Origin of the sequence: Streptomyces sp. 549, from assembly GCF_030124175.1 — a bacterium.
GTDB lineage: Bacteria > Actinomycetota > Actinomycetes > Streptomycetales > Streptomycetaceae > Streptomyces.
In genome coordinates this window covers 167329-185004 of the sequence record NZ_JASKMT010000011.1, presented here as the reverse complement: position 1 = coordinate 185004, position 17676 = coordinate 167329, and the positions used below count along the sequence as shown (strand labels likewise).

The following is a 17676-nucleotide window of genomic DNA, read 5'->3' as shown; positions in this document are numbered from 1 at the left end:
AAGGAACGGACGCTTCCTTCGGATTCCCTTCCGGGCCTCCTCCGGGCGCTTCCCTTCGGTGTTTCCAACCTTACCAGACTCTCACCGGCCGTTTCACCGACCAGATCCGAACCCGAGGGAGACTGGAATCCCCTTCACGCTTTCCGGTATTCACCTCGCGGCATCAACCTTTCGGCGCTTCCGACTCTAGCAGAGCCATTCAGGCCGATCGAACCGGCCGAAATGATTCCCACTGGAATTCGAAAAGTGCTTCCGATAACCACCCGCGTTGCCACGTGCGTCCTCGGAGGCACATCAGATACTCACATGTTGCTGCCGAGCCCACCGGGCTCCAGGCAACTGTTCGAATCTACCGCCCCCCGCGCACCGAGTCAACGGCGACCCGTGGGGCGAGGACAGACACTAGCAGTTGGCGGGTCGCCGACGCACATCGGCGGACGGTCCTGCGGACCAGGACGCGGGGTGGCCCGGTGGCACGCCCCTCATCCACACGTCCCCGACCGGAAGTCGCTGGGCAGGCTGCAGGTCACGGGGGTCGGCACGCCCGTGGACGGGGACGGAATCGGCAGTTCCTATGACTTACGCTTCTGAACGGTACGCCGTCCGGACACGAAGCGACGGCGGCTGAACAATCACCGCCCTGGGAGGCTTCCCATGACCACCGTGACGTCCCCGCTCACCGGACGCGCCATCGGACTCGCGGCAGTGCCCGACCCGGTGTTCTCCGGCGCGATGGTCGGACCCGGAACCGCCATCGACCCGGTGCGCGAGCCCTCCGAGGCCGTGTCGCCCGTCGACGGGATCATCGTGTCCCTGCACCCGCACGCCTTCGTGGTCGTCGACGCGGAAGGGCACGGCGTGCTCACCCACCTGGGGATCGACACCGTGCAGCTCAACGGCGAGGGCTTCGAGCTGCTCGCCGCCAAGGGCGACAGCGTCAAGCGCGGCGATCCGGTCGTGCGCTGGAACCCGGCCGCCGTCGAGCAGGCCGGCAAGTCCCCCATCTCGCCGGTCGTCGCACTCGAAGCGACCGCGGACTCCCTCGCCGGTGTCGCCGAGGACTCCGAGATCCGTGTCGGCGAGACCCTCTTCGACTGGAGCTGACCGCCGCTTCCGGCACCGCCGGTGCCGGACCTGTACGTGAAGAACCGCGGCGGCTGGGTCGCCGCACCAACCGGAGACGGGTGAGATGGACACAAAGCTTCGAGGCGTCGGCGTCAGCCACGGTGTGGCGATCGGCGAGGTACGGCACATGGGTACTGCGGTGCTGGAACCCCCGGCCAAGCAGATCGCCCCGGACGACGCTCCCCGGGAGCAGCAGCGGGCCCGCCAGGCGGTCGACGCCGTGGCGGCCGACCTCAACGCGCGGGGCAACCTGGCCGGCGGTGAGGCCCAGGCCGTGCTGGAGGCCCAGGCGCTCATGGCACAGGACCCCGAGTTGATGGCGGACGTGGAACGCCGGATCGCTGTCGGCAGTACCGCCGAGCGCGGTGTCTACGACGCGTTCGCCTCCTACCGGGCCCTGCTGGCGGGGGCCGGCGAGTACCTCGCCGGGCGGGTGGCCGACCTGGACGACGTGCGCAACCGGATCGTGGCGCGTCTGCTCGGCGTGCCGATGCCGGGTGTACCGGACAGCGACGAGCCGTACGTCCTGATCGCGCGCGATCTGGCGCCGGCCGACACCGCGCTGCTCGACCCGGCTCTCGTGCTGGGCTTCGTCACCGAGGAGGGTGGTCCGACCAGTCACAGCGCGATTCTGGCGCGGGCCCTGGGCGTGCCCGCGATCGTGGCGCTGCCGGGTGCCGGCGAGCTGCCCGAGGGCACCGTGGTCGCGGTGGACGGCAGCAGCGGCGAGGTCATCGTCAACCCGGACGCCGACGAGCGTGCGGCGCTTGAGCAGGCCGCGGCCGAGCGCCGGGCGGCGCTGTCCGCGAGCACCGGTCCGGGCGCCACGTCGGACGGGCACAAGGTGCCGCTGCTGGCGAACGTGGGCGGGCCCGCGGACGTGCCGGCGGCCGTCGCCGCGGGTGCCGAGGGTGTGGGGCTGTTCCGGACCGAGTTCCTGTTCCTCGACGACAGCAAGCATGCTCCGTCGGAGGAGAAGCAGGTCACGGCGTACCGCTCCGTGCTGGAGGCGTTCCCGGAGGGCCGGGTCGTGGTGCGGGTGCTGGATGCCGGCGCCGACAAGCCGCTGGACTTCCTGACACCGGGCGAGGAGCCGAACCCGGCACTCGGCGTGCGCGGTCTGCGCAGTCTGCTGGACCACCCCGAGGTGCTGCGCACCCAGCTGACGGCGCTCGCCAAGGCCGCCGAAGGGCTGCCGGTCTACCTCGAGGTGATGGCGCCGATGGTCGCCGATCGTGCAGACGCCAAGGCGTTCGCGGACGCCTGCCGCGAGGCGGGTCTGCGGGCGAAGTTCGGTGCGATGGTCGAGATCCCCTCGGCGGCTCTGCGGGCACGTTCGGTGCTCCAGGAGGTCGAGTTCCTGTCGCTGGGTACCAACGACCTGGCCCAGTACACCTTCGCGGCTGACCGCCAGGTCGGTGCGGTGTCCCGGCTCCAGGACCCCTGGCAGCCGGCGCTGCTGGATCTGGTCGCGCTGTCCGCGGACGCGGCGAAGGCCGAGGGCAAGAGCTGCGGAGTCTGCGGTGAGGCGGCGGCCGACCCGCTGCTCGCCTGTGTGCTGACTGGGCTCGGTGTCACCAGCCTGTCGATGGGCGCGGCCTCCATTCCCTATGTGCGGGCGACGCTGGCGAAGCACACGCTGGCCCAGTGCGAGCGGGCCGCTGCCGCGGCGCGCGCCTCGGACAGCGCCGACGAGGCGCGGGCGGCCGCGCAGGCGGTGCTCTCCGGGGAGTGAGTTGAGGGATCGCGCGTGACACGCGCCTGACGAGTGCGTGAGGACATCGGCCGTCGACCGGCCGGACGGTGCCGGGTGCCCCGCGGAGTGCGGGGGCCCGGCACCGTGCGTTGCGGACGGCGGGCGGCTGCCAGGTGTCCCGGCTGCCGCGCTCAGCCGGAGCCGGGCAGCGGGAAACCGGCCTGGTAGTCGACGCCGGGTTCCGGCGGCAGCGGTTCGCCCGTGGTGGCGTCCGTGCAGTAGGCGGCGAACACCTCGGAGGCCGACAGCGGTCGCAGCCCGCCGGCCGACAGCTGCCAGCCGCGGACCGTCTCCGTGGCGAGGTGGCGGGTCCGCAGCACCACCCCGCCGCGGCTGCGGCCGGCAGCGGCGTCCGCCAGCAGGCGCGTGAACTGGTCCAGGTCGTGCTCGTCGACAGCGAGGTCGGGCCCGGACCGGCCGGACGGGCGGTCGGCGGCGCGGCGGACCGCGCCGACGGCGCTGAGCACGGCGGTGCGCGGATGGGGAACCTCCGCGGTACTGACGCTGCACACGAGGTGGTGGCGTCCGGGGCCGGCGGCTTCCAGCAGGGCCAGGACGAGCCCGAGCGCGCGGGCGCGCTCCCGCGCCGCCGGGTTCCGGGCCCTGGGGCCCGGCCCGTCGCCGGGCACGGGCGCCGTCCGGTCCGCGGGGTGCCGGCCGAGCAGGGGCAGCAAGCGGTGTACGGGCTGCCCGGTGTAGGGCAGGGAGTGGTCCGTGTGCGCTGCGTGAGCGGTGTAGCCGGCCCGGCTCGGGCCGCTGTCGGGGTCGAGACGGTGGCGGCGGCAGTAGCGGACGAAGTCGTCGGGGCGGAAGCGCACGACGCGGACGTGCACTCCCTGCCCGGCGAGGGAGCGCAGCAGGGCGTCGAGCCGTTTCAGGTAGGCGCGGTGGTCGGTGAACGGGAAGGTCGGGTACCGGCGCATGGCGGCGAAGTCCGCTGGGTCGGTGAGCAGCGCGAGCACGCTGGGGACTTCACCGCGGGTGGCGGCCAGGCGGCGCCGGTGGCCGGGAAGCGGGCGTGTGGTGCACGGCCGGTTGCGGCGTGCGGGGTGGCTTCGGGTCCGGCGTGCGCGGTGGGTGCGGCTGGTCTGCTTGCCGGTGTGCTGCGGCATGGGTCCCCCTGGCTGCTGCGGCTGACTGCTGCGGCGCCGTACTCATGTGGCGCTGCCATCTGCTCACGCAGCGTAGCCAGGGGGACTGACAACGGCCGCTCAGCGGACCCTTCGGCGGCCGAGTTCGGCGTAGAAGTCGAGCAGTTCGGGCCGGTCCACGGAACCGGGGTTGACGGCCTTGGTGAGTTCGGTGCCCTGCAGCAGCCGCTTGACCGGGACCTCCAGACGTTTGCCGGTCAGGGTGTGCGGCACGGCTTCCACGGCGATGACCTCGTCCGGTACGTGCCGGGGGGACAGCTGCTCGCGGACGGTCCGGCCGATGCGGGCGCGCAGGTCGTCGTCGAGCACGGCTCCGTCGGCGAGGTGCACGAACAACGGCATCCAGTAGCCGCCGTCGGGCAGTTCCAGCCCGATCACCAGGGACTCGCGGATCTCGGGCAGCCGCTCGACGGCCTCGTAGATGTCGGCCGACCCCATGCGCACACCCTGGCGGTTGAGAGTGGAGTCGGAACGGCCGTGGATGACGACCGAACCGCGGTCGGTGACGGTGATCCAGTCGCCGTGGCGCCACACGCCGGGGTACATCTCGAAGTAGCTGTCGCGGTAGCGGGCGCCGTCGAGGTCGTTCCAGAAGGAGACCGGCATCGAGGGCATGGGGTTGGTGACGACGAGTTCCCCCACCTCGCCGACCAGGGGGCGGCCCTGCGGGTCCCAGGACTGGAGGTCGGTGCCCAGGCAGGGTGCCTGGAGCTCTCCGATGTGCACGGGCAGGGTGGGGACCGCACCGGCGAAGCAGCTGCACACGTCGGTGCCGCCGCTGACGGAGGCGATCCACAGGTCCTTGGCCACTTCCTCGTGCAGCCAGCGGAAGCCGTCGGGCGGAAGCGGTGAGCCGGTGGTGGCGACGCAGGTGAGCGCGGAGAGGTCGAAGTCGCGGCCGGGGTGCACGTCCGCCTTGCGGCAGGCCATGACGTAGGCGGCCGACGTGCCGTAGAAGGTGGCGCCGGTGCGTTCGGCGATGCGCCACTGGGCGTCGGTCGCCGGGTGGCCGGGGCTGCCGTCGTAGGTGATGACGGTGGTTCCGGTGAGCAGGCCGGAGATGAGGAAGTTCCACATCATCCAGCCGGTGGAGGTGTACCAGAAGAAGCGGTCGCCCGGCCCGAGGTCACTGTGCAGTCCCAGCTGCTTGAGGTGTTCGAGCAGGATGCCGCCCTGCGACTGGACCAGGGCCTTGGGCAGGCCGGTGGTGCCGGAGGAGTACAGCACCCACAGCGGGTGGTCGAAGGGGACCTGTTCGAAGACCGGTTCGGTGTCGGCGGCGGTGAGGTCGTCCCAGAGCCGCGCGCCGTCGGGCGCCGGGGTGCCGAGCAGCGGGACGTGCACGGTGGCGCGCAGCGAGGGCAGGGCGCGGCGCAGCTCGGCGACGGTGGCGGTGCGGTCGTGCTCCTTGCCGCCGTAGCGGTAGCCGTCGACAGCGAAAAGCACGACCGGCTCGACCTGCTGGAAGCGGTCCAGCACGCTGCGGGCGCCGAAGTCCGGGGCGCAGGAGGTCCACACGCCGCCGACGGCGGCGGTGGCGAGCAGTGCGACCGCCGCCTGCGGGATGTTGGGCAGGTAGCCGCTGACGCGGTCCCCGGGTCGGACGCCGAGGTCGCGGAGCGCGTCGGCGAGCGAGCCGACCTGGCGGCGGAGTTCGGTCCAGGTCAGCGGTACGGGTTCGTGGGTCTCGTCGACGTGCAGCAGCGCGGGCGTTCCGGCGCGGGCCGGGTCGAGGGCGGTGCGCAGGGCGTGTTCGGCGTAGTTGACGGTGGCCCCGGGGAACCACTGGGCGCCGGGCATGGTCCGGTCGCCCAGCACGGTGCTCGGCGGGGTGCCGAAGCGGACGTCGAACCACTCGGTGACGGACTGCCAGAACGCGGGTAGGTCGTCGACGGACCAGCGGTGCAGCGCGGCGTATCCGGCGGCCGGGTCGCCGGGGACGGGGGCGGGCGCGCCGTGGTGGCGGGCGGCCCACTCGTGGAAGCGGGTGATGCCGGACGCCGCGATCCGGTCCGGTCCTGGCTGCCACAGGGGCTGGGGCTGCGCGGCGGAGCGGTCGTCGGTGTGGGCTGCGGTCATGGCGGCTCCCGTGCTGTACGCGTGGTGGGCGTGGTCCGCGCACGGGCGGGGTGTGCGCGTGACGCGGCGGCTGACAGGGACGATGCCATGTGCGGGCGCGGCGCACCAGGGTGGGGTGCGGCGGGTCGGCCGGTTCCCACTCAAGGGCAACGCCTGGGGAGGAGGGCGTGAACGGCAGTTGAACGCGGGCCCGTCGCGCGGGCGGCGGTGGCAGGCTGAGCTGCATGGATGCTCGGCGGCTGGGGCGATGGGTGGGGGTGCGGACGCGCGGGGTGGCGACCGTGCTCTCGGCGTGGCGGCGACGGCGGGCGGACGCCGCGGCGTTCCGCCGGCGGCCGGTGGAGCGGGCCCGGACGCCGGGCCTGCTGCTGGGGGCCGATCCGGAACCGGGCGGGGGCTGTGTGCGGTTCGCCCGGTCGGTGCTGCGCTTACGGGTGTCGGCCGGGGGTGCGGTGTTCGTGGGCTGGGACGGTTGCGGGCCGCTGCCGTCGTACGCGCTGGTCGGGGCGGGGCCGGCGGTGGACGAGCGGGTGGTGCTGGAGCCGGACACCGGCGGTGGTTGGCGGCTGGTGTCGGAGCGGGTGCTGGTGACGGTGTCGCGGCTCGGCGCGGTGGAGGTCCGGACGCCGGGCGGTGTGCGGCTGCGGCGGGACCTGCCGCCGCGGTGGTGGGAGTCGGCCGGGGAGGCGCGCTGGGAACAGCGTACGGAGGTGCCGGCGGACGCCCGGTTCTTCGGTCTGGGCGGGCGGGCCGGGGGTCCGGTGCTGCCGGACGGCGAGTACCGGTTGTGGAACACCGATCCGGGGGCGTTCGGCCCGGGGACGGACCCGCTGTACCTGTCGATGCCGGTGCAGTGGGTGGTTGCGGACGCGGGCGCGCACCTGGTGTTCCACGACAACACGTGGGACGGGCGGGTGGTGCTGCGGCAGGGCCGGGAGGGTGCGGGGTCGGGGCACGACCGGCCGGGCCGGTCGTGGGTGCGCATGAGCGGAGGGCCGCTGCGCTACTGGGTGCTGCCGGGGCCGCCTGCCCGGGCGTTGCGGGAGTGGGCGGCTCTGACGGGCGCGGTCGCGGTGCCGTCCTCGTGGGCGCTGGGCCACCAGCACGCGCGGTAGGGGTTCGGCAGCGCGGCGGTGGGCACCGGCGACGGCCCGTTCCGGGTGCGGCTCGCTTCCGCGTGCGGATGGCCGGGGGCGAGCCGGTGGTGACGGCGGACGACGGCGGGAGGTGGGCTGTCCGGTGCGGATGCGTGGGCTGGGCGCGTGAGCACCCGGCGCGGTCCGCGGACGGCGGGCGCGGGGGCCTGGTAGGGCGGAGGCATGTTCGCCGGACGTGCCGTGCTGTGCCTGCTGCTGCCCGCCGTGCTCCTGGCCGGCCCCGAGGGGCCCGCGCCGTCTGGAGTTCGTGCGGCTCCCGAGGGGCGGGCCGCTGAGCCGCGGGCTCCTGCCGCGTTCACGGCGCTGGCGGAGGTGGCTCCGTCGATCCTTTCGGACATGCGGTACGCCACGGCGCGCAACTTCACCGGTGCGCCGGTGGTGGGCTACCGGGACCCGGTGTGCCTGCTGACCCGCGACGCGGCGCGGGCACTGCGCCGGGCGCAGGCGCGGCTGCTGCGGACCGGCCACAGCCTGCTGGTGTACGACTGCTACCGGCCGCAGCGGGCGGTGGACCACTTCGTGGCGTGGGCGGCGGACCAGCGGGACCAGCGTACGAAGGCGGAGTTCTACCCGCGGGTGGACAAGAGCGCGCTGATCGCGGAGGGCTACGTCGCCGAGCGGTCGGGGCACAGCCGCGGCTCCACGGTGGACGTGACGCTGGTGCGGTGGGCGGCGCCGCTCTCACATCTGGGGGCGGGGGCGGGCGGATGTGCCGGCCCCGGTTCCGGCGTGGCGCTCGGGTGCCCGGTGGACATGGGCACGCCCTACGACTTCTTCGATCCGCTGTCGCACACGCTGGATCCGCGGATCGGCGGGGAGCAGCGGGCGAACCGGCTGCTGCTGAGGCGGGCGCTGGAGGCGGTGGGGTTCGTGAACCTGCCCGAGGAGTGGTGGCACTTCACGTTGCGGCCGGAGGCGTTCCCCGACCGCTACTTCGACTTTCCCGTGGCCCGTTCCTCCGTGCGCGGCGGGGGCCGTGGCGTGCGGTGAGCGGACGGGGGCGGGCCGCTTCGGCGCGCGGTCAGGTCCCGGCGGGCTGGATTCCGGCGGCGGCGGTGCGCAGGGCGTGCTCGACGACCGCGACCAGCACGTCGCGGGCCGACTCGCGGCGCCGGGCGTCGCACAGCAGCACCGGTACCCGGGGCTGGAGGTCGAGGGCGGCGCGGACCGACTCGGCGGGGTGGTGCGCCGCCCCGTCGAAGCAGTTGACGGCGACGGCGAAGGGGATTCCGCGGCGCTCGAAGTAGTCGAGTGCGGCGAAGCAGTCCTCGAACCGCCGGGTGTCGACCAGGACGACCGCGCCCAGCGCGCCCTGGGCCAGTTCGTCCCACAGGAACCAGAAGCGGTCCTGGCCGGGTGTGCCGAAGAGGTACAGCACCAGCGCGTCGCTGAGGGTGATGCGTCCGAAGTCCATGGCGACGGTGGTGGTGCGCTTGTCCGCCACGCCTTCGACGCTGTCGACGTCGCGGCCCGCCTCGGTGAGCACCTCCTCGGTGCGCAGCGGTCTGATCTCGCTGACCGCGCCGACGAAGGTGGTCTTGCCGACGCCGAACCCGCCGGCGACGAGGACTTTCAGCGCGGTCGGGTCGGCCGGGGTCCCGCCGCGCCGTTCAGAGCGCCCTGAGCCCATTGATCACCTCTCGGAGGATGCTCTCGTCGGGCAGTTCGGCGGGGGGTACGGGCCGGCTGACCCGGACGAGTTCGGCGTTGATCAGGTCGCCGAGCAGGACCCGGATGACGCCGACCGGCAGGTCGAGGTCGGCGGCCAGCTCGGCGACCGACTGCGAGGTGCGGCGGCAGCGCAGGACGATGTCGATGTGCTCCGGTGCCAGTGTCCGGTCGCCGTGCAGCAGATCGGCCGCATCCGCAGTCTGGGCGGCGGCGGCACCGGGCGGGCCCAGTGGGAACGTCGGCGCGGACACCAGCGCGATCAGGTCGAGACGGGCGTCGGCCGCGCTGCGGGTGCGTCCGCGGGTCATCGCGTAGGGCCGCACGACCGGGCCGGCGGCGTCGTCGAACCATCGCTCCTTCATGCTCAACTCCCCCACGCCGTCGTCGCGGTCAGCCGCCGTCGGGCTGGTCGGCGCGCGGTGCGGTGCCCAGGTGCACACCCACCCGCTTGACCAGCAGGGTCATCTCGTAGGCGATCAGGCCGACGTCGGCGTCGGCCTCGGCGAGCACGGCGAGGCAGCTGCCGTCACCGGCGGCGGTCACGAAGAGGAACGCGTCGTCGAGTTCCACGACGGTCTGCCGCACGCCGCCCGCGCCGAAGTGCCGGCCGACCCCTCTGGCCAGGCTGTGGAAGCCGGACGCCACGGCGGCGAGGTGCTCGCCGTCCTCCCTCGGCAGGTCCTGCGAGGTGCCGCGCGGCAGTCCGTCACCGGACAGGATGAGCGCCTTGCGGATGCTGCCGACCCGCTGCACCAGTTCGTCGAGCAGCCAGTTCAGCTCTCCGGCTCCCGCTGATGCGGTGTTGCGTACGGCTTTCGGTGCGGTCATCGACCGTTCCCCTCCGGTGTTGTTCCCTCGTTCTGTTCCCTGCCGCGCTGCCAGCCACGCTGGAGCGCGGCCATTCTTCTGCGGACCTCGTCCGCGTCCCGGTCGGCGTCCGGCTGCCCGCCGTCCGCCGGGCCCGTGGCATCCGGCTCGCGCGCCGGGTCCGCTCTGCCCGTCCGGTCGGCGTCCGTCGCCCCGCCACCGTCTCCTGACTTGCCGGAGGAGCCCGGGCCGCTCCCCTGGGCGCGCTGCTCCTTCAGCTGCGGTGCCAGGCTCGCCTGTCGCACGCGCCGGGGCAAGCCCCCCGCCGCGGTGGAGCCGGTCGGCGGTGTCGCGCGCGGGGCCTCGCCCGGCCGGATGCCGTCCCCGTCGGTGGCCTGCGACTCCGGGGGCGTAGGGGCGCGGCGGGGGCCACCCTCCGCCGGTGGCGTGTCGCGGTTGCGGGGCGCGGATTCCTCGGCGCCGGCACCGACCGGGCGGCCGTGGTCGGAGACCAGTACCGGTCCTGCGGGGCGGCGGCGGGGCAGCGGTGTGGGGCCGTCGGCCCGCTCGGCGGGGCGGGACTCGTCGCGGGCGTGGCTGTGCTGGGCGGCGGTCTCGGTGCTGCGGCGCTCCTGGAGGTCGCGGAACAGGCTGCCGATGCCGGGGCCGGTGTCGTCGAGCGGGGCTTCCAGCTCGATCGGGCCGCCGTTGCCGCGGGCCCGGAACGCCCGGGTCAGCCCGGCGGCGGTGGTGCGGTCCCGTTCGGTGAGGGCCGGGTGGGCGCCCCTCAGGGCCTCCAGGGCGTGGCTGCCGGTGTCCTCGGAGGTGGAGCCGTCGAGCGGTTCGTTGTCCTTCTCCGCCGGCTCGGTGAGCACCGAGGCCGGGACGAGCACGACCGCGGTGGTGCCTCCGTAGGGCGACTGCTGCAGTGACACGCGGACGCCCTGGCGCTGGGCGAGGCGGGAGACGACGAACAGGCCGAGCCGGTCGGTGTCGGACAGCTCGAACTCGGGGGTCTCCGCGAGGCGGAGGTTCGCCTCCAGCATCGCCTCGGCGGGCATGCCCAGTCCCCGGTCGTGTATCTCCAGGGCGAACCCGTTGGGCACCCGTTCGCCGAGTACCTGCACGGCGGTGTGCGGCGGGGAGAACGCGGTGGCGTTCTCCAGCAGTTCGGCGACCAGGTGGGTGAGGTCGCCGACGGCCGGTCCCTCGACTGCGAGGCAGGGCAGCCGGCGGACCTCGATGCGCTCGTAGTTCTCCACCTCCGCCACCGCGGCGCGGACCACGTCCATGAGCTGCACCGGCTTGCGCCACTGCCTGGAGGGGGCGGCGCCGGAGAGGATGACCAGGCCCTCGGCGTGGCGCCGCATCCGGGTGGTGAGGTGGTCCAGGCGGAACAGGTCGGCGAGTTCGTCGGAGTTCTCGGTGCGGCGTTCCATCGCGTCCAACAGGGTGAGCTGGCGGTGCAGCAGCACCTGGTTGCGGCGGGCCAGGTTGACGAACACCTCGGACACCCCGCGCCGCATGTCGGCCTGCTTGACGGTCGCTTCCATCGCCGCGCGCTGGAGGGTGTTGAGCGCCTGGCCCACCTGGCCTATCTCGTCCTGGCTGTACTCCAGGCGCGGCGCCTCGGTCTCCACGTCGACCTCCTCGCCGGCGGCCAGTCGGCGCATGACGCTCGGCAGCCGCACCCCCGACACCTCGTGGGCCTCCTTGCGGAGCGCGCCGAGGTCGCGCACGAGTCCGCGGCCGACACGGAAGGAGACCACTATCGACAGCAGCACCGCGAGAAAGCCGAGTACGCACGCGACGCCCGCCTGCAGCAGCACGGTGGTCGCTGCGGGCGTGATGCGGTCGGCGTAGCGGTCGCCGGCCTCGCGGTCGAGTTCCTTCAGGTCGTCCAGCACGGTGGTGGTGGCGGCGTCCCACCGGGCGGAGTTGACCGCCTTCACCGCGCCCGCCGCTCCGGCGGCGATGATGTCGTCCTCGAAGGCGGTCAGGGTCCGCCCGTCCGCGCCCTGCCAGAACTCCTCGACGGCCCTGCGGTCCTCGTCCGGCAGGACCGGCAGGTGGGTGCGGTAGATGACGTTGCGTTCGGCGACCCGGTCGCTGAGTTCGCGCACCTCCTGCCTGCTCATCCGTCCGGCGGCGAGCGCCGCGGCGACCAGCGCGTCCTCGCGGGCGACTAGTTCACGGGCGCGGGCGACCCCGACCAGGGCCCGGGACTCCTTGTCGAGCTGTACGTCCTCGATGACGTGCAGCGTGGTGAGCAGGTCGTAGGCGGGGTCGACGACGGCGTTGTACGCGGCGAAGGCGTTGTCACGGGAGAGGGTGTTGTTCTCGACCTTGGTGCGGACCGAGTCGAGCCCGTCGAGCCGTTCCAGCAGCGCGTCCAGTTTCTGCCGGGAGTCCGCCGGCAGGTTGCCGCGCACGTGCAGCGCGTTGTCGCTGATCCGCTCCACGGCCCGGTCGGTGGCCCGCTGCTGGCGCCGCAGTTCGGTGAGCGCGTCGGAGCGGCGCGGGTCGGCGAGGTGGACCAGTATCTGGCGGCGCTCCTGCTGGACCGCCTGGACGGTCTCCTCCGCCGGGTGCACGATCTGCTCGACGATGTCGCCCAGTCTGAGCAGTTGACCGGCCTCGCGGCCGGTGAGGTAGGTGGCGAACGCCCACAGTGCGGTGACTGCCACCAGTGGGACAAGCAGCAGCGCCACGATCTTCCGGCGGATGGAACTTCCGCGAAAGCGCATGGCCTCCCCTACGTCGATTCTGCCCGGCGTCGGCAGATCCGGTCAGTAAACGGCGCGAGCCTACTACCGAGCACCCTTCCGTCCGTAGATGTGTCCACGCGATGGAACATCTGAGCGATTCCTTCACATCCGGAAGTTTCCTGCGATGCCCGGACAATGCGGCGGCAGGTGCGCCCGAGTCGGTACGTGACTCGGGCGCCGAATCGGGCATCCTGGAGGAGGGGAGTGAGAAGAGCATGTACGCCAAGTCCCGATTGCCGGACCCGGTAAGGTCCGCGGCGGTCCGCGCCGTCCTGGTGGTCGCCCTCACCCTCGTCCAGTTGACGGTCGCCGTGCTGTGCTCACTGGCCGGGGTGTGGTTCGCCTTTCCCGCGCTGCTCAGCACCGTCGCCAGCACCGTCGTCGCCACCTGGGCCGTGCTCGACGTGTGGGTGACCCGGCAGGTGTGGGTGCAGCGCCACGGCGTGGTGTCCACGCCCAGCAGTGCCGCCCGTGACCGCGCGCTGCGCCGCGGGCACGGCGCCCACTGAACGCGCCGCCCGCGGCGAACGCCCGCCGCACGCCCGCTCAGGTGGCGGTCGCGCTCTCCTCCGGGCGGCGGAACACGCGGGTGGCGGTGATCTCGCCGTGGACGGCGTCCGGATCGTCGCCGGGCTGCGGCAGACCGGGACGCAGGTGCTCCTCGACGCTGATGTACTTCAGGCCCGCCCGCAGGTCCGCGTCGTTGCGCAACCGGACCACGAGTGGGAACTCGGCCAGTGCCGTGGTGTCGAACAGCCCCGTCGTGTAGAGCAGTTGCACGCCGAGTGCGTCGGCGACGGCGCGTTGCAGCTCCAGCAGGTAGGTGGCGTTGGCGCGGCCGATCGGGTTGTCGAGGAACAGGGTGCCGGCGTGCCGGTGCTTGTCCCGGCCGCGGTCGCTGCTGCGCAGCGCCGCCATCGTGCAGTACAGCGCGATCGCGGCGGTGAGCAGCTGCCCGCCGGAGAAGACGTCGCCCATCTGCCCGACCGGTACCCGTTCGGCCCTCAGCACCGCGTCCGGCTTGAGGATCTCCACCGCCACCCCGCGCGGCTGCATCCCGGCGTGCACCCCGCGCAGCAGCAGCGACATGCCGTCCCGGCGCAGGTCGGAGTTCTTGCGCACGGCCGCTCTGGTGGCCTCGTCGATGACCTCGCCCAGCCGCTCGGTCAGGTCCGCCTGGTCGGGGTCGTCGAAGCGGATGCGCAGGAACTCCTGGCCGGACCACTCCCCCAGCCCCTCGGGGAGGCGGGAGAGGCGCTGCGCGGAGCGCAGTGTCGCCAGGGAGGCCTCGACCAGGCCGCGCAGGCGGTCCACGATGCTGTCCCGGTTGCGCTCCAGCTGCTGCAGCTCGTCGGTCAGGACCCGCAGCCGCGGCGCGAAGGCGTCGGCCCAGGCGGCGGCGTGCTCGGGCAGCGCGGCGGCGGGCAGTTCGCGGATCTGCTGCCGGGCGGGGGTGCGGACCTGCTCGAAGCGGGTGGAGTTGGCGTGCCGCACCAGGACGTCGCTCGCCTCTCGGACGGCCGTCTCGGCGGCGGACAGCTCGGTGGCGCAGCCGCGCAGCGCCCGGCGTGCCTCGGCCGCCGCCCTGCGGGCCTCCTCCGCGTCGCCCTGGTAGGGCTCCGGCGCGGCGTCCGGCTCCTCCGCGGGCTGCGGATCTCGCAGCAGGTCCCGCAGCAGGGCGGCTGTCTCCTCGAAGGAGGCGGCGGCGTTCTCCGCGGCCCGGTGCGCGTACAGCAGTTCCTCGTGGGCGGCGCGGGCCGCCTGGAGCGTGTCCTGGCAGCCGGCCAGCTCGCCGGTGGCGGTGCGCAGCAGTTCCTGGGCGCGGGCCGGGTCGGCGGGCACCTGGTCGTCGGGCAGGTCGGTGTGGCGGTCGCCGTCCTGCGGGGCGAGGCGCTCGGCCTCACCGCGCAGCCGTCCCAGCTGCTCGCTGGCGGTGGAGGCCCGCGTCTCCAGCATCTGCACCAGCGCCTCCGCGCGGGCCGCGGCGGCCTGCCGCGACGGGCCGTCGGCGCCGTCGGAGGTGGTGAGCAGGTGCTCGGCCCGGGCGCGCACCTTCTGGGTGAGGCGGTCGAGTTCGGTGCGGGCCGCGCTCTCGTCGCCCTCCGCGCGGGCCTGCTCGGCGCGAAGGTCGGCGCCGACCCCGACCTTCTCGTACAGCCGGGACGCCGAACGGTAGGCCTCCCGCAGCGCGGGCAGCGAGCCCGTGGGAGCTGCGGTGTCGGGCAGTTCGTCGGGGGCGCCGGCGATCTCGGCGCGTTCGGCGCGCAGCACCCGGGCGGTGCGGCGCGCGTCGTCCGCGGCGCGCTGGGCCGCGCGGCGGTCCTCGTCGGCGGCGCGGGCATGCTCCAGGCAGACGGCGGCGCGTTCCTCCGCCTCGGCGGCCTCCTCGGCCAGTTCACGCAGCCGTGTCTGCCAGCGGGCGCGTTCGCGCAACCGGTGCGCCAGCCCGGCGAGCGCGTCGGCGGAGCGGCGGAGGCGCTGGGCGTTCTCCTGGCGCTCGTCGCGGACCCGGGCCGCCTCGGCGGCCTCCTGCTGGGCGTCGGCCCGCTCTGCCGCCGCCCTGGTGTGCCTGTCGACGGCCTCGTCGACACCCTCCCGCGCCGCCTCGGCGGCCTCGGTCAGCTCCGCGAGCCGGCCGTTGGGGCAGCCGGCCCGCCAGGAGGCGAGGCGGGCACTGAGCGCACGGTCGCCGGAGAGCCGGGCGGCGAGGGTGCGGATCTCCTCGTCGCGCTCGGTGGCACGGGCCCGCAGCGCCTGCCGCTCGCCGTCGGCGGCGTCCTCGTCGTGCATGGCCGGGTTGGGCGGCACCAGGAAGACGGAGGTGTCCTCCTGCGCGCCGGGCGGCGGGGCGAGCAGGGCCGCCGCGGTGCCGACGGCGACGGCCGAGCGGGGCAGCAGGGCGGCCTGGGCGAGCACGTCGCGGGCGCGGGCGTGGCTGGCGGGGTCGGTGATGATGACGCCGTCGACGAGTTCGGGGCGGGCGGCGAGCACCGCCGCGTGGTCGGCGGGGTCGACGGCCTGGGCGAGGTAGCGCCAGCCGGACAGGGCGGGCACGCCGTGCTCACCGAGGTACTCCACGGTGGCCAGGACGTCGGGGCCGGGCGGCAGCAGGCCTCCTTCGCCGAGCGCGCCGAGCATGCGCGCGTCGTCGCCCGCCGCGGTGCGCAGGTCGAACAGGCGGCGTTCGCAGGTGGCGACACGCTCCTCCAGCAGTTCGCGCAGTTCGTCGGCGCCCCGGTCGAGTTCGGTGCCGGTCAGTGGGCCGTCGGCGCCGAGCAGTTCGACCAGCCGGGGTTCGGCGCCCAGCGCGGTGGCGGCGTCCAGTTCGGCGCTGTGGGCGGCCTCGGCCGCACCGGCGGCGTCCGCCGCGCGGGCCGCGGCCAGCTCGGCGCGGGCGAGCGCCTCAGCGGCGTCCCGGTCTCGTTCGGCGGTGCGCCTGGCCGCCTCGCGTGCGTCGTCGAGGGCCTGCGCGGCGGCCTTCTCCGCGTCGGCGGCTGCGAGCGCGGCACGGGCCGGGTCGGCGTCGGGCGCGGTGTCGTCGAGCCACCCGGCCCGGACGGCCTGTGCGGTCTCCTGCTCGACCTCGGTCAGCCGCTGCCGCAGGTGCTCGCCCTCGCTGCGGGCGCGCTGGGCGGCGGTGGCGGCGGCCGTCGCGTCGCGGTGCGCGGTCTCGGCGGCGACCTGCAGGGCGGTGGAGCGCTCCTCCTCCTCCGCGGCTGTCCGCTCCCCGTCGGCCGCCGCGGCGTGCAGGGCGCCGACCAGGTCGGCGGCGGCGGCGGACCGGGCGGCGAGCGCGGGCGCGGCGTCGCGCTCGGCCTCTCGGATGGCCGCCGCGACGCGGGCGACGCGGTCGGCTGCCGCCCGGTGGCGCAGCGCGATCTCGGCGGCCTGCCAGGCGGCGGCGAGGGTGCGGGCGTCGGAGAGTTCGCGGCGCTGGGCGGTGGCCGCTCGTTCGGCGGCGGCCAGGGCGAGGGACGCGTGCCGGTAGGCGAGTTCGGCGGCGACCAGGTCGGCGCGGCCGCGCGACTGCTCGGCGTCGGCCACCGTGCGCGCGGCGGTGGTGGTCTGCTCGGCGAGTTCGCCGGTGCGGGCGCGTTCCAGTGCGCCCCGGGCGGCGAGGCGCGCGGCGAGGCCGCGGGTGCGCTGCTCGGCGGCGGTGTGCACGGCCCGGTGGCGTTCGCGGCGGCCGGCGGCCTCGTCGATGCGGCGCAGCAGGTCCAGGGACCCGGCGGTGAAGTCGCGTTCGGCGGTCAGCTCGGCGCGGCGGCCCAGCTTGTGGGCGAAGCCGTGCACCAGGTCGGCCAGGCCGTCGGTGTCGCGGGTGTCGGTGACGGCGCGCAGCAGCAGGTCGGTGAAGTCTGAGTCGTTCTTCACCGCGAACAGGCCGGCCGCTTCGCCCTCGTCTGCGTTCATCTCGCGCTGGTAGCGGAAGAGTTCGGGGTCCAGGCCGAGCGCGTCGAGGTGCTCCTTCCAGCGGTCGTGGCCCTCCTCCCAGACGACGTCGAGGTTGGGGTAGGCCTTCGCGGTCTCGGTGAGGACGTCGCGGAAGCCCTTCATGGTGCGGCGCCTGCCGCGGGCCCCGGAGGCGCCCTCGGCGCGCGGGCGCAGCGCGGTGGACTCCGACACGGGCAGCGAGTCGAGGCTCATGCCGGGTCCTGGGCGGAAGGAGTACCAGGCCTCGGCGAAGCGGCGGGGGTCGTTGGAGACCTGCCGTCCGCGCCATTCGCTGACCTTGCCGACGACGACGCTCTCACCGGTGAGGGTGTGCTGCCACTCCAGCGCGACGTGTCCGCAGTCGTCGGCGAGCAGGAACTTGCGCAGCACGCCGGAGCTGGCGCCGCCGAGGGTGTTGCGGTGGCCGGGCAGCATCACCGAGAAGATCAGCTTGAGCAGGACCGACTTGCCGCCGCCGTTCTCCAGGAAGAGCACGCCGGCCGGGGCGGGCCTGCGGGGCGGCCCGGTCGGCTCGTCCTCGAAGAAGTCGGCCTGCGCCGGGGCGGGGCTGGGCACCGGCTCGCCGACTCCGCGCAGGTCCAGCACGGTGTCGGCGTAGCGCGCACCGGCGGGTCCGATGGAGTGGAGGCGGATCCGGGACAGCTCGTACATGGGGCGGACTCTCGGTGCGGCGGTCGGGTGGGGGCGCGGACGGTCGGAGGGCGGGC

At 74.4% G+C, this 17676-nt stretch carries 11 protein-coding genes and 1 pseudogene; 5 read left to right on the top strand and 7 right to left on the bottom strand.

Annotated elements, in window-relative coordinates; translation table 11 throughout:
- Positions 1-654: 654 nt before the first annotated feature.
- On the top strand, positions 655-1104 hold the full coding sequence (locus QNO07_RS15370) for a PTS sugar transporter subunit IIA (RefSeq protein WP_283992562.1): 450 nt from the start codon (positions 655-657) through the stop codon (positions 1102-1104).
- Between the two features lie 85 nt (positions 1105-1189).
- Positions 1190-2860, top strand: a complete 1671-nt coding sequence (ptsP, locus tag QNO07_RS15365; RefSeq protein WP_283992561.1) for a phosphoenolpyruvate--protein phosphotransferase — start codon at positions 1190-1192, stop codon at positions 2858-2860.
- 152 nt (positions 2861-3012) lie between these two features.
- Here the strand turns inward: ptsP and QNO07_RS15360 are convergent, their stop codons facing one another.
- Positions 3013-3993, bottom strand: a complete 981-nt coding sequence (locus QNO07_RS15360; RefSeq protein WP_283992560.1) for a DUF8829 domain-containing protein — start codon at positions 3991-3993, stop codon at positions 3013-3015.
- A gap of 99 nt (positions 3994-4092) precedes the next feature.
- A complete protein-coding gene (locus QNO07_RS15355; RefSeq protein ID WP_283992559.1) occupies positions 4093-6111 on the bottom strand; it encodes an acetoacetate--CoA ligase in 2019 nt (672 codons plus the stop codon).
- Positions 6112-6335: 224 nt separating this feature from the next.
- Between QNO07_RS15355 and QNO07_RS15350 the strand changes: the two are divergent.
- Positions 6336-7223 (top strand): annotated as a pseudogene (locus QNO07_RS15350) (glycosyl hydrolase); the annotation flags it as partial.
- Positions 7224-7430: 207 nt separating this feature from the next.
- Entirely contained in the window at positions 7431-8258 is an 828-nt protein-coding gene (locus QNO07_RS15345) for a M15 family metallopeptidase (RefSeq protein ID WP_283992558.1), read from the top strand.
- Positions 8259-8289: 31 nt separating this feature from the next.
- Here QNO07_RS15345 and QNO07_RS15340 read toward each other — a convergent pair whose 3' ends face one another.
- Genes QNO07_RS15340 through QNO07_RS15325 form a run of 4 tightly spaced genes read right to left on the bottom strand, consistent with a single transcriptional unit; the run spans position 8290 to position 12493 of the window.
- On the bottom strand, positions 8290-8898 hold the full coding sequence (locus QNO07_RS15340; RefSeq protein ID WP_283992557.1) for a GTP-binding protein: 609 nt from the start codon (positions 8896-8898) through the stop codon (positions 8290-8292).
- Positions 8879-9301: a DUF742 domain-containing protein gene (locus tag QNO07_RS15335; protein WP_283992556.1), complete on the bottom strand. Its 423-nt coding sequence runs from the start codon at positions 9299-9301 to the stop codon at positions 8879-8881. The genes QNO07_RS15340 and QNO07_RS15335 overlap by 20 nt, the downstream gene beginning before the upstream one ends.
- 28 nt (positions 9302-9329) lie before the next feature.
- Entirely contained in the window at positions 9330-9767 is a 438-nt protein-coding gene (locus tag QNO07_RS15330; RefSeq protein WP_283992555.1) for a roadblock/LC7 domain-containing protein, read from the bottom strand.
- A complete protein-coding gene (locus QNO07_RS15325; protein WP_283992554.1) occupies positions 9764-12493 on the bottom strand; it encodes a sensor histidine kinase in 2730 nt (909 codons plus the stop codon). Before QNO07_RS15325 ends, QNO07_RS15330 begins: the two co-directional genes overlap by 4 nt.
- Positions 12494-12729: 236 nt before the next feature.
- Here QNO07_RS15325 and QNO07_RS15320 point away from each other — a divergent pair, with 236 nt between their 5' ends.
- On the top strand, positions 12730-13023 hold the full coding sequence (locus tag QNO07_RS15320; RefSeq protein WP_502961854.1) for a hypothetical protein: 294 nt from the start codon (positions 12730-12732) through the stop codon (positions 13021-13023).
- Positions 13024-13060: 37 nt separating this feature from the next.
- Here the strand turns inward: QNO07_RS15320 and QNO07_RS15315 are convergent, their stop codons facing one another.
- The gene (locus QNO07_RS15315) at positions 13061-17620 is read right to left on the bottom strand and encodes a hypothetical protein (RefSeq protein WP_283992553.1); all 4560 of its coding nucleotides are present in this window, start codon (positions 17618-17620) and stop codon (positions 13061-13063) included.
- Positions 17621-17676: the final 56 nt, after the last annotated feature.

What these genes read in the sequence shown, in the direction of transcription:
- QNO07_RS15370 (WP_283992562.1), top strand. Translation starts at nt 655, where the DNA reads ATGACCACCGTGACGTCCCCGCTCACCGGACGCGCCATCGGACTCGCG.
- ptsP (WP_283992561.1), top strand. Translation starts at nt 1,190, where the DNA reads ATGGACACAAAGCTTCGAGGCGTCGGCGTCAGCCACGGTGTGGCGATC.
- QNO07_RS15360 (WP_283992560.1), bottom strand. Translation starts at nt 3,993, where the DNA reads ATGCCGCAGCACACCGGCAAGCAGACCAGCCGCACCCACCGCGCACGC.
- QNO07_RS15355 (WP_283992559.1), bottom strand. Translation starts at nt 6,111, where the DNA reads ATGACCGCAGCCCACACCGACGACCGCTCCGCCGCGCAGCCCCAGCCC.
- QNO07_RS15345 (WP_283992558.1), top strand. Translation starts at nt 7,431, where the DNA reads ATGTTCGCCGGACGTGCCGTGCTGTGCCTGCTGCTGCCCGCCGTGCTC.
- QNO07_RS15340 (WP_283992557.1), bottom strand. Translation starts at nt 8,898, where the DNA reads ATGGGCTCAGGGCGCTCTGAACGGCGCGGCGGGACCCCGGCCGACCCG.
- QNO07_RS15335 (WP_283992556.1), bottom strand. Translation starts at nt 9,301, where the DNA reads ATGAAGGAGCGATGGTTCGACGACGCCGCCGGCCCGGTCGTGCGGCCC.
- QNO07_RS15330 (WP_283992555.1), bottom strand. Translation starts at nt 9,767, where the DNA reads ATGACCGCACCGAAAGCCGTACGCAACACCGCATCAGCGGGAGCCGGA.
- QNO07_RS15325 (WP_283992554.1), bottom strand. Translation starts at nt 12,493, where the DNA reads ATGCGCTTTCGCGGAAGTTCCATCCGCCGGAAGATCGTGGCGCTGCTG.
- QNO07_RS15320 (WP_502961854.1), top strand. Translation starts at nt 12,730, where the DNA reads ATGTACGCCAAGTCCCGATTGCCGGACCCGGTAAGGTCCGCGGCGGTC.
- QNO07_RS15315 (WP_283992553.1), bottom strand. Translation starts at nt 17,620, where the DNA reads ATGTACGAGCTGTCCCGGATCCGCCTCCACTCCATCGGACCCGCCGGT.